Genomic DNA, 13,616 nt, shown 5'->3' with positions numbered 1-13,616 from the left:
AGTGAAATCCATTTTACTAGAAATTTATTTCCATTAAACTAGATGACATGGATATTAACGAACGTATTGCCCGTCGCGTGCGTGACCTGCGCAGCGAGCGCGGCTATTCCCTCGATACGCTGGCCGAGCGCAGCGGCGTGAGTCGTTCAAACATCTCGCTCATCGAGCGTGCGCAAACGAGCCCGACCGCGAATGTGCTGGACAAACTCGCCACTGCGCTCGGCGTCACGCTGGCCTCGCTCTTCGACGAGCAGTCGGAGGACGACGCGCCGCCCTCGCCGCTCGCCCGTCATGCAGACCAGCCGGTTTGGACCGATCCGGATTCCGGCTATGTGAGACGCAACCTGTCGCCAGCGCAACCGTCGCCGCTCCAGTTCGTGGAAGTGCAGTTCCCACCGGGCGAGCGTGTCGCCTACGACACCGGCGCGCGGGACAACGAAGTCTGGCAGCAGATCTGGGTCGTCGACGGCACCATCGAAATCACGCTTGGCGGCACTACGTGGCGACTCGATACCGGCGATTGCCTTGCGATGCGTCTCGATCAACCGATCGGCTTTCACAATCCTACGTCAGCCACCGCCCGCTATCTTGTCGGGCTCGTGACGCTGCCCTTCGTCGCTCCGAGGAGAACGCCCTGATGTCCAACGATGCCGCCCCGCTCGCCCTTCCTGCAAGTCTCGTTATCGAACGACTCGATGGCGATCAGGCGCTGGCCGCCATCGATGCGCTGACCGACGTGCTGATCGATTGCGTCGAAGGCGGCGCATCGGTGAGCTTCATGTTGCCGCTCACGCGTGAGCGCGCGACGGCGTTCTGGCGCAAGGTGGCGGCAAGCGTCGACCGTGGCGAACGGGTCTTGCTCGTGGCGCGTCATAAAGCGCACGGTGCGCCCGATGCACCCGGTGCGCAAAATGACGGCGCGATCGTTGGCACGGTGCAACTGATCCTCGATCTGCCCGAGAATCAGCCGCATCGCGCCGACGTCGCCAAGATGCTCGTGCATCGTTCGGCACGACGTCAGGGCGTCGCGGCGCATCTGATGGCCGCGCTGGACGACGTCGCGCGCGCCTTCGAGCGCCACGTGCTGGTACTCGACACCGTCACCGGCGGCGATGCCGAGCGCCTCTACCAGCGCAGCGGCTGGCAGCGCGCGGGCGACGTGCCTAAGTTCGCCCTCATGCCGGACGGCGGCTTCTGCGCGACTACGTTCTATTACAAACACCTCTGACGCTGCCCCGCCATCTGCATGTCAATCAGTGCAGCGTCGCCAGCCCGGCGAGCAGTGCCTTGTGGAACGCCGCCGGGTCTTGCATCTGCGGGGCGTGCCCCAGATCGGGGAATTCGACGAGCGTAGAACCGGGAATTCGGGCGTGCGTCGTCTGGGCCAGCTCGGCATAGTGCCCGACGCGCGCCTGCACCTCCGGCGGCGAAAAGTCCTTGCCGATGGCGGTGGTGTCCTTGTCACCGATCATCAACAACGTCGGCACGCGAATCTGTCCGAGTTCGTACACGACCGGCTGCGTGTAGATCATGTCGTAGAGCAACGCCGAATTCCACGCGACGATGCGTTTTCCCGGGCCGCGATACATGCCCGCGAGCATCTGCACCCACGGCTCGTAACGCTCGCTCCATTGCCCGGCGTAGTACGTCGCCTGTTCATAGCGACGGATGCCCGGCGCGCTCGTGCGCAACTCTCGGTCGAACCACTCGTCCACCGTCTTCGAAGGCACGCCCAGCGCTTTCCAGTCTTCCAGCCCGATCGGATTAACGAGCACCAGTTGCTGCGTCTCGTCCGGATACATCAGCGCATAGCGCGCCGCCAGCATTCCGCCGGTGGAGTGGCCGACGACGGTCGCCGTCTTGATACCCAGCGACGCGAGCAACGCATGCGTATTGTTCGCCAGTTGCTGGAAGCTGTACTGATACTGCGCGGGCTTGCTCGATTTGCAGAAGCCGATCTGATCCGGCGCGATGACGCGGTAGCCTGCGCCCGATAACGTGTCGATCGTCTCGCGCCAGGTCGCCGCGCAGAAGTTCTTGCCATGCAGTAGCACAACGGTCCGGCCATTCGGCTGCGACGGCTGCACGTCGAGATAAGCCATGTGCAGCGGCGTGCGCTGCGACGTGAAGTCGAAGCGATTGACCGGATACGGATAGTCGAAGCCCTGTAATTCCGGACCGTAGGCGGGACCGGCGTTGCTGTCGGGACTTGCTGCACTCGCGCCACTCACGGCGACGAGCGAAGTGAAACCGACGAGCGCACCGGTGCGCAGGGTCGCAACGGCATATCGCGACAGACGTTGCATGCACAGAGAAAGCAGTGGGGGCATGGGTCGATGAATGTAGAGCGCGCCGAAACACGCAAAGTGGGACAGGAGACAAAGACGCCGAAGCGGACAAAGCGAACAATGCGGACGAATGCGGCTGCGTCGATTCTGCCATGCGACGCCATTTCCGGACGGGCAGCGCCGACGTGGCGCGGCATTCGGGGTCAGGTGCAATCGGGCGACTGCGTGATCGACGGGGTTTGCACCGATTCCGCCAACAATCGCACTGAATTATTCTCATTTGTCCGTTTTCACGCACAAATCGCCGTCATTGATCGCTGATCGAGCGCATGCGGCGTCGGCCAAATCCCGCATGCTGGGAAATACAGACGAAAACGGGCGAGCGCAGACGGCAGCCCGGACGAACAGGTCGACGAATACCCATCATTTTTGAGGGGTTATTCAAGGCACGTTCTTCACATCTTCAGCATTTTTCCAAAGCCACTGCGCCTCGCATGTTTCGGTACCCGCAACGCTGTGACGGTGGGCGCTCACACCGCAAGTGAGTGAGCGCGAACCCCGCTGCGTCTGGCGTTATGGTACTTTTTCGACGCTTCAAACGTGCGTATAAGCGAGTCCTCGCTTCGGAAACCAAAAGAATTGTGCAAAACCGGACCGACGTTATGTCTGTCGCGCATGAGTGGCACGACTTTGACCTTTTGGGAACGGTTTTCGGAGTGCCGAAAGAAACTCGGTAAAATCCGCAGCGGCATGGGGGATGGGGCGCACGATGCGCCCGAATGCATGCATGACACCTACATCGTGAAACTTCATGCACGAGCGGTCCGGCAAGACCGGCAACGCTCATCGAAGTCGAAGTACACGGCGCACGCGCCGGCTCTAGGGAAGACACAAGCATCAGATGAAAGCGCCCAGCAACCTGATTACCGGTGAAGTGCGGAGCAAGATCCGCGGAATGATTCTCGCTTCCGAGCTCAAGCCGGGGCAGCGCCTCATCGAGGACGATCTGATTCAATTGCTGGGCGTTGGTCGCACGCCCGTGCGCGAAGCGTTGCTGATCCTGCAAGGCGAAGGCTTTATCGCCCGCAACCGTGGCTGGGAAGTTCAAGGCGCCGATCATCTGCCTGTGCGCGCCATCTTCGAGAGCCGTATCGCCATCGAATCCGAGACCGCCCGGCTGGCGGCCCAAAAAATCTCGCCCGAGATGTGCGACGCGCTCGATGCCCTCATCGAACAGATGGAGCCGACGGCCAATCTGCCGCGTCTGGCGCTCAATCGTCTCAATACGGAATTCCACGACCTGATCGTGAAGGCGGCAGATAACGTCGTGATCGCGCAGTTTCACGAACGTACGCAGTTCTATTACTGGGCGCTGCGCGTGCCCGTCATGTTCTCGGACGAGCAACTGCGCACCACCAATCAGCAGCACCGCGAGCTGGTCGCGGCCCTGCGCGCGCATGACGAAGCGCTTGCCGAACAGATCGCGCGCGCGCACGTCGAGACGACGATGGACATCGTCGAACCAGCGCTGCCGCGCTGAATTGCTAAGTCGCTGAACTCAACGCACCAGATAGCCAGCGACGCGCCAGCGGCCGTCGAGACCGAACACCATCGTGACCATCTCATGCGCTTCGGCCTTGTGCTCGAACACGGTCCCGTACTGAATCACCACGTACTCCCCATCTGGCTGCCCGGGCAGCGTGCGGGTAAAGACCGCGTCCAGCGTCTTGCGTGACTTCACCTTCCCCAACGGCCCACGGGCGGTTTGCAGATTCGCGGCCCAGTCTTCGGCCGAAATCGCCCGCTGAAACACCGGCGCGGCCTGATCCCAGCTTTGTTGCCCCCGGTTGATGTCTGCAAGGCCCAACCACAGGTTGGCGGCTTCGAGCGCCGGGCGCACGTCGCGATTGATGTCGGCGGCCGGTGCCGTGCCTGCCTCGGCACCGCTCGCTGGCGTGGCGAATAACGGCGGTTGCGCGGCACGGCGTCGCATCGGCTCCTGCTGCGCGGACACCGATACGGCGCTGAGTCCGGCAGCCACACCGAGCACAAGCGCAGTCGCGCGAATCGCAACGCGGTGGCGGGAAAGGGAGGCGCGCAGGGAGCGGCGGGAATGACGGGATGCGTTGAATCGGGTCGTCGGCATGGACGAAAATTCCTCGAAGCGGAAATGACTAACCCGGCCATTCTACTGGCGTCGCCCTCATTGGAATGTAACGCGCGTCGTGGCGTACATTACAATGCTCAACACATGTCAGCCCCCACGCATTGGCCATTGCCATGTTGACGACGTCCCTGCTCGCGATCACCTCACTGCTCAGCTTCATGATGTTGCTGATCGTGGGTTCCCTGCTACGCTCTCGCGTGGCCGGTGTTCGGGAATGGTCGCTCGCCAATGTCGCCGTTCTCGTCGCGCTACCGCTGTTTGCATTGCGCGGCATCGTTCCCGATTTCCTCTCGATCCCCGTCGCGAACCTGACGCTGGCGGGCGGCCTGCTGCTCTACTTCGCGGGATGCGCGCGCTTTCTCGGCCAGCGGCCTCACTGGCACGCGCTGGGTGCTTCGCTGGGCGTGCTCGCGGCGGCAATCCTGTTCTTCTACTACGGTATCGACAATCCGCAGATGCGTGTGGTGATCGTCTCGGCGTTCCACGCGATCTGGTTGCTCGCCGTGTCGGTGCTGATTCTGCGTCACGTGCCGCCGCGCCGCCATCGCTACAACTACTGGCTGACGGCCGCTATGGCCGCCGCGTTTGCTGTGGCACACATTGTGCGGGGTGCGATCTTCGTATGGACACCCGCGCCCGGTCCGGAAGTGTTCGCGCCGACCTTGTTCAACACCATCATGTTGACCATCGGCACCATCGTGATGCCCGCGATGACGATGGGCGCCGTGCTGATGATTCACGATGCAATGCTCGCCACGGCCGAAGAAGCCGCCAACCGCGACTATCTGACGGGTGCGCTCTCACGCAAGCATTTCGACCTGCTCGCGCGTCAGGAGATGGTGCGGGCGGTGGCGCGCGGGTGGCCGCTGTCCATCGTCGTCATCGATCTGGATCATTTCAAGTCGATCAACGACACCCACGGTCATGCGGGTGGCGACACCGTGTTGCGCGAGTTCGTGAAACTGGTGCGCGACAGCCTGCGCGAGGGCGACGTCTTCGGGCGGCTCGGCGGCGAGGAGTTCGCGGTGCTCTTGCCGGGCACGGACACGCCGGGGGCCATTCGTATTGCCGAGCGGCTGCGCACGCAGGCGAGCCGTCATCTGGTCGCGGGACCGTTCGGAGTGTGTCACTACACGCTGAGCGGCGGCGTGGCGACGTGGCTCGAACGCGAAAGCCTCGAGGCCCTGTGCATGCGCGCCGACCGGGCGCTGTACGCGGCGAAAATCTCAGGGCGCAATCTTGTACTCTCCGACGTGCTCCCCAGCGACGAGACCGCGTCCGAAGCGGGTTGACGGCGCAAGCATCCGATGATGCGGGAGGCGCGCCGCCGCCACGCGGACAAGGCTCAAACCAGTTCAGGCAGGCTCAGGGAAAAACTCACCACGCATACGCGCTACGTAAGCCGTCAGATTCGGATGGTGCTCGATCTCGTTGCGCAACGGCATACGGAACGCCGGTGACATCGCGCCCGAGATAAAGGCGAACGCCGTGGCGTCGGCACCGCACGGTTTGTCGCCGAAGAAATAGGGCTTGTCGCCCAGCATCTGCGCGGCCGCCTGCGAACCGCGCGCCAAAATCCTGCTCGCTTCCTCAGGCTTGTAACGCCCCGTGCCCTGCCCGTGCAGCGTGTTGCGGATCTTGCGACGGATCACCGCCTGCGCGACAGGACGGACCGGCCACGGAATCGAACGGAAGAAAGACGCCGGTCCGATGGCGAAGTTCTCGTCGTCGCACCAGCGTGCTTGCACGACATACCAGTAGAAGTGATCCTCCAGCGCCTTCTCGAACATCCAGGCTGCGCCTCGCTGCTCCGGCGTCAGATTCGCGTCGAAGTCGACGCCGTACTTCCGCTCGAGGTGCAACCGGATCAGCGTCGAGTCCGCGATGATCTCGCCGTCGTCCTCGATATAGGGCAGCTTGCCCTTCGGCGCGCGGCGGAAGCCGCCACGGTCGGTGCGGTACGACACCCCGGCGAGCTTGAGCAGCATCTCCGCCTTGACGACGAACGGACTTGCATCGGGCAGCCCGAATGCCGGGCCGAAGGTATACAGAGTCAACATCGCAGGCGTGCTCCTGTGCGGGAAGAATGGCGCAGAGTATTACACGACGGAACCGCCGCGACGAGCGTGTCCCCATCCCCCGCTGTCTTCACCCTGTTCACGCGCCAGATACGTGGCGTGCGCACTGTGATTTTATACAGTATGATGTCCTCCAATCGAGGAACATCTCATGGAAACCATCGACTGGGATCAACTGGCGCTGAGCGCCGCCGAACGCGACCTTGCAGGCATCGTCCGCGAGATCGCCGCGCGCTATGCGCAGCAACGTCCGACGGCCGTCGTGCCGGGAGACACCCACATCGACACAATATCGCTCGACTGGCGTACGCTGGTCGCGATTGCCGACGAAGCGGAAGCGGATATCGGACTTCAGGCGCGTCACGAGCCGTGGGTGCTTGCGCGCCTGCTGCGTCTGCCCGGCGACGAAGCGTTGCGCCGCGATGGCGTGCTGCCGTCGCTCGACGCGGCCGTCGATCTGCAATGGCCTGACGCCCCGGCACCGGCCGTCTTTCGCGCCATCGTCGCCACATTCAGCGCGCTCGCCGACGACGAACTGGCGGCAGACGAGGCGGCTACCTCGTCGTTCATGGCCGGTGCGTCGGCGCTAATGTCCACGGCGCCCGCCGGTGGTTCGGCGTGTCCGGCTTGAGCGCTGAGTGGCACACACCGGAAACGAGGTCCTGCAAGTGTTCGAGAACGTGGTCGAAGACGCCAATGTCGTATCCATCCCACCTGAAGGGATCGATCCGGACGCGCTCGCCCGTTCACTGCCCGCACCGATGGTCTTCGTCGATCTCGAGACGACGGGCGGCAATGCACTTGAAGACCGCATCACCGAAATCGGCGTAGTCGAAGTCGGCCCCCACGGCATCGAACAGTGGAGCACGCTGCTCGACCCTGCCGAGCCGATCCCGCCCTTCATTCAGAAGCTGACGGGCATCACCAACGAGATGGTGCGCGGGCAGCCCTCTTTCGACACGCTCGCACAGGGGCTTGCCGAACGTCTGCACGGTAAGCTGTTCGTCGCGCACAACGCCCGCTTCGATTACGGCTTTCTCAAGAACGAATTCCGCCGCGCGGGCATCGGTTTTCAGGCGGATGTCCTTTGCACGGTGCGTCTGTCGCGCTTGCTGTTTCCGTCGGCCGCCCGGCATGGGTTAGACGCGCTGATTGCGCGCTTCGGCCTCGCACCGCAAGGCCGCCACCGCGCGCTGGCCGACGCCGACCTGCTCTGGCAGTTCTGGCAAAAACTCCACACGCTCTATACGCCCGACCTGATCGGACAAGCGGTGCAACGCGTGACGAAGCGGTCGAGCCAGCCGCCGCAATTGCCGGACGAAGCCATCGACGCGCTGCCTGCCAGTCCGGGCGTCTATCTCTTCTATGGCGAAGGCGACACGTTGCTGTATGTCGGCAAGAGCGTGGATGTCCGTGCGCGCGTGCGCTCGCACTTCTCCAGCGATCATCAGGTCGCCAAGGATCTGCGCATCTCGCAGGAAATCCGGCGCGTCGAAGTGCGGCGCACAGTGGGAGAACTCGGTGCGCTGTTGCTTGAATCGCAGTTGGTCAAACAGTTGCAGCCGGTGCACAACCGGATGCTGCGGCGTTCCGCAAGTCTCTACAGTTGGCAGTTGACGCAGGAAAGCGACACGCCGCAGTTGGTGAGCGCAAAGACGGTGGACTTTTCCGGCGCCGAATCGCTGTACGGCACGTTCTCCTCGCGCAACGGTGCAGAGAGCGCGTTGCGTGCGTTGGCCGACGAACATCGTCTGTGCTGCGCGCAACTGGGGCTGGAAAAGGTCGCGAAGGGGCGTCCTTGCTTCGGCTATCAGGTCAAACGTTGCGACGGCGTGTGCGTGGGCGCCGCGCCGCTGTCAGAGCACACGCAACGCATGCGCGAAGCCCTCGCGACGCTGCGACTGGAAACGTGGCCCTACGACGGCCCCATCGCCATCCAGGAGCATGGGGACAACGACGTCGAGTACCACGTCATCGACCGGTGGCAGTATCTGGGCAGCGTGGCGTCGCGCGATGCATTAGACGCGCTGGTCGACAACATGCCTGCCGCGACGGGCTTCGACCCCGACATCTACCGCTTGCTGGGCCGACGTCTTGCTGCCTTACGGGCGGCGCAATCCACGGCCCCCGCCCCGTTGACGGTGCTGCACCTCACCCGTCCGGCGTTTCGTCTGAGTCAGGTCGAGCGCCCCGACGCTGCGCCCAGGAAACCGCGAAGTGTGGCGCTTTTGCGTCGCCGTCAGCCACGCCCCGAAGATCCCGACCAGCTTCGACTGCCGTTCGACGTCCGGTAGCACGCTACGTGTCGCACACCTGGCGTCCTCGCCGGAATGGCAACGCGCCCCTCGTCTTATGCGATGAGACGAAAAACCCCACATCCAGCATGCCCAAACGGCTGATACGGCACGCTGCCGTCTCACCCGGCGAGACGCGTCCCAAGGCCTTCCGGCCCACCCATTTTCTTTTCCCCCTTGCGTCACCTAGGCAAAACCCTCCTTTCCACTTCGGGTCATGAGCATATAAATATTAAGTATTTGCAAGACGCATGCTGTAGGTCGAAGAATACGCAATCCGAATACAACAGGTTGCGGTATCGGCGGCCCTGGCGTCGTCAATGACCGGAGAGGGAGCGCGTAGGGGTACGCGCTCCCTTCTCAACCCCACACCGAGCCAGATGGAATTACGCCAACTCGAAGCCTTCGCGGCAGTCATGTCGACCGGCAGCATCACTGCAGCCGGACGTCTGCTCGGGCGCTCGCAACCTGCCATTACCCGCATGATTCAGGAGCTCGAAGCCGAGATCGGCTACGCCCTGTTCACGCGCAGCGGCCCTCGCGTAACGCCCACGGAACAAGGCTTTCTCCTGTTTGAAGACGTCGAGCACGTGCTCGCCGGTTTGCAGCAGATTCGGGCCCGGGCCGACGAAATCGCGCGCGGTCAGACCCGCCCGTTGCATGTTGCCGCCACCTCGGCGCTGGCCGCAGGGCTGGTGCCCGCCGCGCTCGCGTTGCCCGGTCTCGCCCACGACGCCCAACAGATTCAAATGCGCAGCACGTCGCCCGAGCAGGTCGTGCATGCCGTGCTGACCGGCGCAGCCGATATCGGCGTGACCAGCCTGCCGCTGGAGCATCGCGGCATCGTCGTGCACTGGATCGGCGAATCGGCCTGCGTGGCGGCCGTGCGCAGCGACGATCCGCTGGCGTGTCATGACCGTCTGCCGCTGGCCGAGTGCGCCGGACGACGCATCATCACCATGCAGAATCCGTATCGTCTGCGCCGTCGCCTCGATCAGGCGTTCTCGCAGGCGGGTGTCGCTCCGGCCGGTCTCATCGAGACGAATGCGTCGATCAATGCGATGACCGCCGTGCGCGCTGGCCTCGGCGTAGCTGTTCTCGAACCGGTCACGGCCTACGGTCTGCCCGTGGCCGACGTCGCTGTGCGGCCCATCGACGCCGACATCCCGTTCTTCTTTGGTGTCATCACGCGCGACGCCCGTGCGCCGTCCCCCGCCGCCCTCGCTCTCGTCGACGCGCTGGCCGACGCCGCCCGCGCGCTGCTGCCCGATTTCGTACAACGCGCCGCCACCGAACACGCTCAAGTCTTGCAGTCGCTCTACGGCGACTTGCCCGCTCCCAAGGAAGCTCAGTCGTCATGACCCTGTCCACGACCACCCCGACCTCCGCCACCGGCCTGTCCGCGCTCGAAGCGCGTCTGCGTCAGGACCTCGCCTGGCTCGAATTACCTGCCAAGCGCTGGGTGCCCGAGCGCTCGTACAACGCTCAGCCCGTGCTCGACGTCGCCATCATCGGCGGCGGCATGGCCGGACTGGCGGCCGCGACGTCGCTCACGCACCTCGGCGTGGGCGCCGTGATCTTCGATCAGTCGCCGCGCGGCTTTGAAGGTCCGTGGGCTACGACTGCACGCATGGAAACCCTGCGCTCGCCCAAGCAGCTCACCGGTCCGGCGCTCGGCTTGCCTGCGCTCACCTTCCGCGCATGGTTCGAAGCGCAGTTCGGCGTCGACGCCTGGGAGGCCCTCGACAAAATCCCGCGTCTGCAATGGATGGACTACCTGCGCTGGTATCGCGACGTACTCGCCATCGACGTGCGTAACGACCATCGCATTACCGCCATCACGCCGCGCGGTGAAGACGGTCTGGTCGAGCTGTCGGTGACGTCGCCCGACGGCGAAAGCAAGGTCTACGCGCGTCACGTGGTGCTCGCCACGGGACGCGATGGCCTCGGTGGCCCGACGATCCCCGCGTTCGCACGCGAATTGCCGCGACGCTTTTACGCGCATTCGTCCGACGTGATGGATTACGCAACGCTGCGCGGCAAGCGCGTCGGCGTGATCGGTGCGGGTGCCTCGGCGATGGACAGCGCCGCCACCGCGCTCGAAGCGGGTGCGGCCAGCGTCGACATGCTGATTCGTCGTGCGGACATTCCGCGCGTCAACAAGGGCAAAGGTGCAGGCAATCCCGGCCTCACGCACGGGCACGTCAATCTGCCGGACGAGTGGAAGTGGCGCATCCGTCACTACGTCAACGTGCAGCAGGTGCCGCCACCGCGCGGCAGCACCTTGCGCGTCTCGCGTCACGACAACGCACGCTTCAACCTCGGCGCACCGATTCTCGACGTCACCCCGGTGGGCGACGAACTGCACGTACGCACGGCCAAAGGCACGTTCGTGCTCGACTTCCTCGTCTTTGCGACGGGGTTTCGCATCGATATCGACAGCCGCCCCGAGTTCGCCGCATTCTCGAAGTTCGTGCGCAAGTGGAGCGACCGCTATACGCCCGCAGCGGGTGATGAAGACGTCGAACTGTCGGACTCGCCGGATCTCGGCCCGACGTTCGAGTTTCAGGAGAAGACTCCGGGCACATGTCCGGGACTGGAGCGCATCCATTGCTTCTGCGCACCGGCCACGCTGTCACACGGCGCGCTGTCGGGCGACATCCCGGCGGTGAGCGAAGGCGCGAAGCGTCTCGCGCAAGGGCTGGCGGGCACGTTCTATCGTGAGGACGTCGAGCACCATTACGCCAACATGGAGGCGTATGAGGAGCCGGAAGTCTATGGCGATGAATGGACGCCCGCGCCGCCGCCACCCGCAGTGACTGATACAGCTGCCGCGCCCGTCGACCAGGAGCGTCTCGCATCATGACCGCATGGATTTTGCGCCGCGTATTGCAAGCGGTGTTAGTGGTGTGGCTGATGACGCTGATCGTGTTCGTCGGTCTGCACGCGATCGGCAATCCGATCGACATCCTGATCGGCCAGGACGTCGACCAGATCGACCGCGCCCGCATCATCGCCCAGCTCGGCCTCGACCAGCCGTTGTGGCGGCAATACCTGTCGTTCATCGCGGGCGCGCTGCACGGCGAGTTGGGCAATAGCTATGTGTACAACGTCCCGGCCATCCAACTGATTCTGCAACGCCTGCCCGCAACGCTCGAGCTCGCGTTCGCCGCGCTCATCCTCGCGGTGTTCATTGGCATTCCGTTGGGCCTGTTCGCCGGTCTCTACCCGCGCAACCCGATCTCGAAGCTGTTGATGACGGGCAGCATCGTGGGCTTCTCGCTGCCGACGTTCTGGGTCGGCCTGATGCTCATCATGTTCTTCTCCGTGCATCTGGGCGTGCTGCCTGCGAGCGGTCGCGGCGAGACGGCGCGCCTGTTCGGCGTGGAATGGTCGTTCCTCACCGTCGACGGGCTGCGTCACCTGATTCTGCCCGCGCTCAATCTGGCGCTGTTCAAGATTTCGCTGGTGTTGCGTCTGACGCGTGCCGGGGTGTCCGAAGTGCTGCCGCAGGACTACGTGAAATTCGCGCGCGCCAAGGGCTTGTCGCCGCTGCGTGTCGTGCTCGTGCACGTGCTGCGTAATACGTTGATTCCGCTGGTGACGGTGCTGGGCCTCGAATTCGGTTCGACCATCGCCTTCGCTGTCGTGACGGAAAGCGTGTTCGCATGGCCCGGCGCGGGCAAGCTCATTCTCGACAGCATCAACGCGCTCGACCGCCCTGTGATCGTGGCGTATCTCATCGTCGTGGTGTGCCTGTTCGTATCGCTCAACCTGATCGTGGACGTGCTCTACAAGTGGCTCGATCCGCGTGTGCGCGTGGAGGCCGCCGCCTGATGTCGCTCAATCCTTCCCCCAATAGCGCACCGACGCCAGCGCTCGCGACCGAACCGGTGCCCGTGCGTCGCGAATCGCCGTGGCAGCAAGGGCTGCGCGAACTGCTGCGTTCGAAGAGCGCTGTGCTCGGCCTCGTCGTGCTCGTGGTACTGATCGTCGCCGCGCTGACTGCACCGTGGATCTCCCCGCAAAATCCCTACGATCTGGGGCAGCTCAATGTGCTGGACAACCGGCTGCCGCCCGGCTCGGAAAACGTCGACGCGCACTACACCTACTGGCTCGGCACCGACGGCCAGGGACGCGACCTGCTCTCCGGCATCATCTACGGCCTGCGTATCAGTCTGGGCGTGGGCATCGGTTCCGCGCTCGTCGCCGGGATTCTCGGCACGATCCTCGGCCTGATCGCTGCCTATGCAGGCGGTCGCGTGGATGCATTCATCATGCGTCTGGTCGACCTGCTGCTGTCGTTCCCGTCGATTCTCGTCGCGCTGATGATCCTCGCCTACGTAGGCAAGGGCATCGGTAATGTGGTGCTCACACTCGTCGTTCTCGAATGGGCCTACTTCGCGCGAACCGCGCGCGGGCAGGCGCTGGTCGAGTCACGTCGCGAGTATGTCGAAGCCGCGCGTTGCCAGGCGATTCCGAACTGGCGCATCGTGCTCGGGCACATCCTGCCGAACTGCCTGCCGCCGCTGATCGTCGTCGGCTCGTTGCAAGTCGCGCGCGCCATCACGCTCGAAGCCACGCTGTCGTTCCTCGGCCTCGGTGTGCCGGTGACGGAGCCGTCGCTCGGCCTGCTCATCGCCAACGGCTATCAGACGATGCTCTCCGGCGACTACTGGATCAGCTTGTATCCGGGGCTGGCGTTGCTCGTCACGGTCGTCGCCATCAATCTCGTGGGCGACCGCCTGCGCGACGTGTTCAATCCAAGGTTGCAGAAATGAGCGGCGCA

Annotated in this window: 13 protein-coding genes; 10 read left to right on the top strand and 3 right to left on the bottom strand. The window is 64.0% G+C overall.

Annotation, left to right across the window (positions count from 1 at the left end; all coding sequences use genetic code 11):
• The first annotated feature begins 47 nt into the window (after positions 1-47).
• Together NA29_RS05310 and NA29_RS05305 are read left to right on the top strand one after the other, a co-directional pair.
• Positions 48-638 (top strand): helix-turn-helix domain-containing protein, encoded by a 591-nt coding sequence (locus NA29_RS05310; protein WP_039396498.1) that lies wholly within the window; start codon positions 48-50, stop codon positions 636-638.
• Complete coding sequence (locus NA29_RS05305) at positions 638-1,228, top strand: GNAT family N-acetyltransferase (RefSeq protein ID WP_052252545.1); 591 nt, start codon at positions 638-640, stop codon at positions 1,226-1,228. Before NA29_RS05310 ends, NA29_RS05305 begins: the two co-directional genes overlap by 1 nt.
• 25 nt (positions 1,229-1,253) lie before the next feature.
• On the opposite strand, the gene NA29_RS05300 is transcribed toward NA29_RS05305, so the two are convergent.
• Positions 1,254-2,321 carry an alpha/beta fold hydrolase gene (locus NA29_RS05300; protein ID WP_072633407.1) on the bottom strand — a complete coding sequence of 356 codons (1,068 nt, stop codon included), beginning with the start codon at positions 2,319-2,321 and terminating at the stop codon, positions 1,254-1,256.
• A gap of 868 nt (positions 2,322-3,189) precedes the next feature.
• Here NA29_RS05300 and NA29_RS05290 point away from each other — a divergent pair.
• The gene (locus tag NA29_RS05290; RefSeq protein WP_039396459.1) at positions 3,190-3,828 is read left to right on the top strand and encodes a GntR family transcriptional regulator; all 639 of its coding nucleotides are present in this window, start codon (positions 3,190-3,192) and stop codon (positions 3,826-3,828) included.
• 18 nt (positions 3,829-3,846) lie between these two features.
• On the opposite strand, the gene NA29_RS05285 is transcribed toward NA29_RS05290, so the two are convergent.
• Positions 3,847-4,434 (bottom strand): DUF4019 domain-containing protein, encoded by a 588-nt coding sequence (locus NA29_RS05285; protein ID WP_095178412.1) that lies wholly within the window; start codon positions 4,432-4,434, stop codon positions 3,847-3,849.
• 134 nt (positions 4,435-4,568) lie between these two features.
• Between NA29_RS05285 and NA29_RS05280 the strand changes: the two genes are divergently transcribed.
• Complete coding sequence (locus NA29_RS05280; RefSeq protein ID WP_039396456.1) at positions 4,569-5,747, top strand: GGDEF domain-containing protein; 1,179 nt, start codon at positions 4,569-4,571, stop codon at positions 5,745-5,747.
• Positions 5,748-5,810: 63 nt separating this feature from the next.
• On the opposite strand, the gene NA29_RS05275 is transcribed toward NA29_RS05280, so the two are convergent.
• Positions 5,811-6,515 (bottom strand): glutathione S-transferase C-terminal domain-containing protein, encoded by a 705-nt coding sequence (locus NA29_RS05275; protein WP_039396453.1) that lies wholly within the window; start codon positions 6,513-6,515, stop codon positions 5,811-5,813.
• A gap of 169 nt (positions 6,516-6,684) precedes the next feature.
• Between NA29_RS05275 and NA29_RS05270 the strand changes: the two genes are divergently transcribed.
• The 6 genes from NA29_RS05270 (at position 6,685) to NA29_RS05245 (ending at position 13,608) form a co-directional block, all read left to right on the top strand.
• Positions 6,685-7,164 carry a DUF2471 family protein gene (locus NA29_RS05270; RefSeq protein WP_052252544.1) on the top strand — a complete coding sequence of 160 codons (480 nt, stop codon included), beginning with the start codon at positions 6,685-6,687 and terminating at the stop codon, positions 7,162-7,164.
• A gap of 7 nt (positions 7,165-7,171) precedes the next feature.
• Positions 7,172-8,827: an exonuclease domain-containing protein gene (locus NA29_RS05265; RefSeq protein WP_224786857.1), complete on the top strand. Its 1,656-nt coding sequence runs from the start codon at positions 7,172-7,174 to the stop codon at positions 8,825-8,827.
• A gap of 380 nt (positions 8,828-9,207) precedes the next feature.
• Entirely contained in the window at positions 9,208-10,188 is a 981-nt protein-coding gene (locus NA29_RS05260) for a LysR family transcriptional regulator (RefSeq protein WP_039396450.1), read from the top strand.
• A complete protein-coding gene (locus tag NA29_RS05255) occupies positions 10,185-11,693 on the top strand; it encodes a flavin-containing monooxygenase (RefSeq protein WP_039396448.1) in 1,509 nt (502 codons plus the stop codon). The genes NA29_RS05260 and NA29_RS05255 overlap by 4 nt, the downstream gene beginning before the upstream one ends.
• Positions 11,690-12,664: an ABC transporter permease gene (locus NA29_RS05250; RefSeq protein ID WP_039396445.1), complete on the top strand. Its 975-nt coding sequence runs from the start codon at positions 11,690-11,692 to the stop codon at positions 12,662-12,664. Before NA29_RS05255 ends, NA29_RS05250 begins: the two co-directional genes overlap by 4 nt.
• Positions 12,664-13,608, top strand: a complete 945-nt coding sequence (locus tag NA29_RS05245) for an ABC transporter permease (protein WP_052252543.1) — start codon at positions 12,664-12,666, stop codon at positions 13,606-13,608. The genes NA29_RS05250 and NA29_RS05245 overlap by 1 nt, the downstream gene beginning before the upstream one ends.
• The last annotated feature ends 8 nt before the right edge of the window (positions 13,609-13,616 follow it).

The sequence above is a fragment of the Pandoraea sputorum genome (genome assembly GCF_000814845.2).
Taxonomy (GTDB): domain Bacteria; phylum Pseudomonadota; class Gammaproteobacteria; order Burkholderiales; family Burkholderiaceae; genus Pandoraea; species Pandoraea sputorum.
Note: the sequence above shows the minus strand (reverse complement) of the source record. Positions and strands in the feature narration are given on the sequence as shown.

Excerpts from the sequence above, each read along its gene's own strand:
- NA29_RS05310 (WP_039396498.1), top strand. The coding sequence starts at position 48 with ATGGATATTAACGAACGTATTGCCCGTCGCGTGCGTGACCTGCGCAGC.
- NA29_RS05245 (WP_052252543.1), top strand. The coding sequence starts at position 12,664 with ATGTCGCTCAATCCTTCCCCCAATAGCGCACCGACGCCAGCGCTCGCG.
- NA29_RS05285 (WP_095178412.1), bottom strand. The coding sequence starts at position 4,434 with ATGCCGACGACCCGATTCAACGCATCCCGTCATTCCCGCCGCTCCCTG.
- NA29_RS05270 (WP_052252544.1), top strand. The coding sequence starts at position 6,685 with ATGGAAACCATCGACTGGGATCAACTGGCGCTGAGCGCCGCCGAACGC.
- NA29_RS05255 (WP_039396448.1), top strand. The coding sequence starts at position 10,185 with ATGACCCTGTCCACGACCACCCCGACCTCCGCCACCGGCCTGTCCGCG.
- NA29_RS05290 (WP_039396459.1), top strand. The coding sequence starts at position 3,190 with ATGAAAGCGCCCAGCAACCTGATTACCGGTGAAGTGCGGAGCAAGATC.
- NA29_RS05305 (WP_052252545.1), top strand. The coding sequence starts at position 638 with ATGTCCAACGATGCCGCCCCGCTCGCCCTTCCTGCAAGTCTCGTTATC.
- NA29_RS05275 (WP_039396453.1), bottom strand. The coding sequence starts at position 6,515 with ATGTTGACTCTGTATACCTTCGGCCCGGCATTCGGGCTGCCCGATGCA.
- NA29_RS05250 (WP_039396445.1), top strand. The coding sequence starts at position 11,690 with ATGACCGCATGGATTTTGCGCCGCGTATTGCAAGCGGTGTTAGTGGTG.
- NA29_RS05260 (WP_039396450.1), top strand. The coding sequence starts at position 9,208 with ATGGAATTACGCCAACTCGAAGCCTTCGCGGCAGTCATGTCGACCGGC.
- NA29_RS05280 (WP_039396456.1), top strand. The coding sequence starts at position 4,569 with ATGTTGACGACGTCCCTGCTCGCGATCACCTCACTGCTCAGCTTCATG.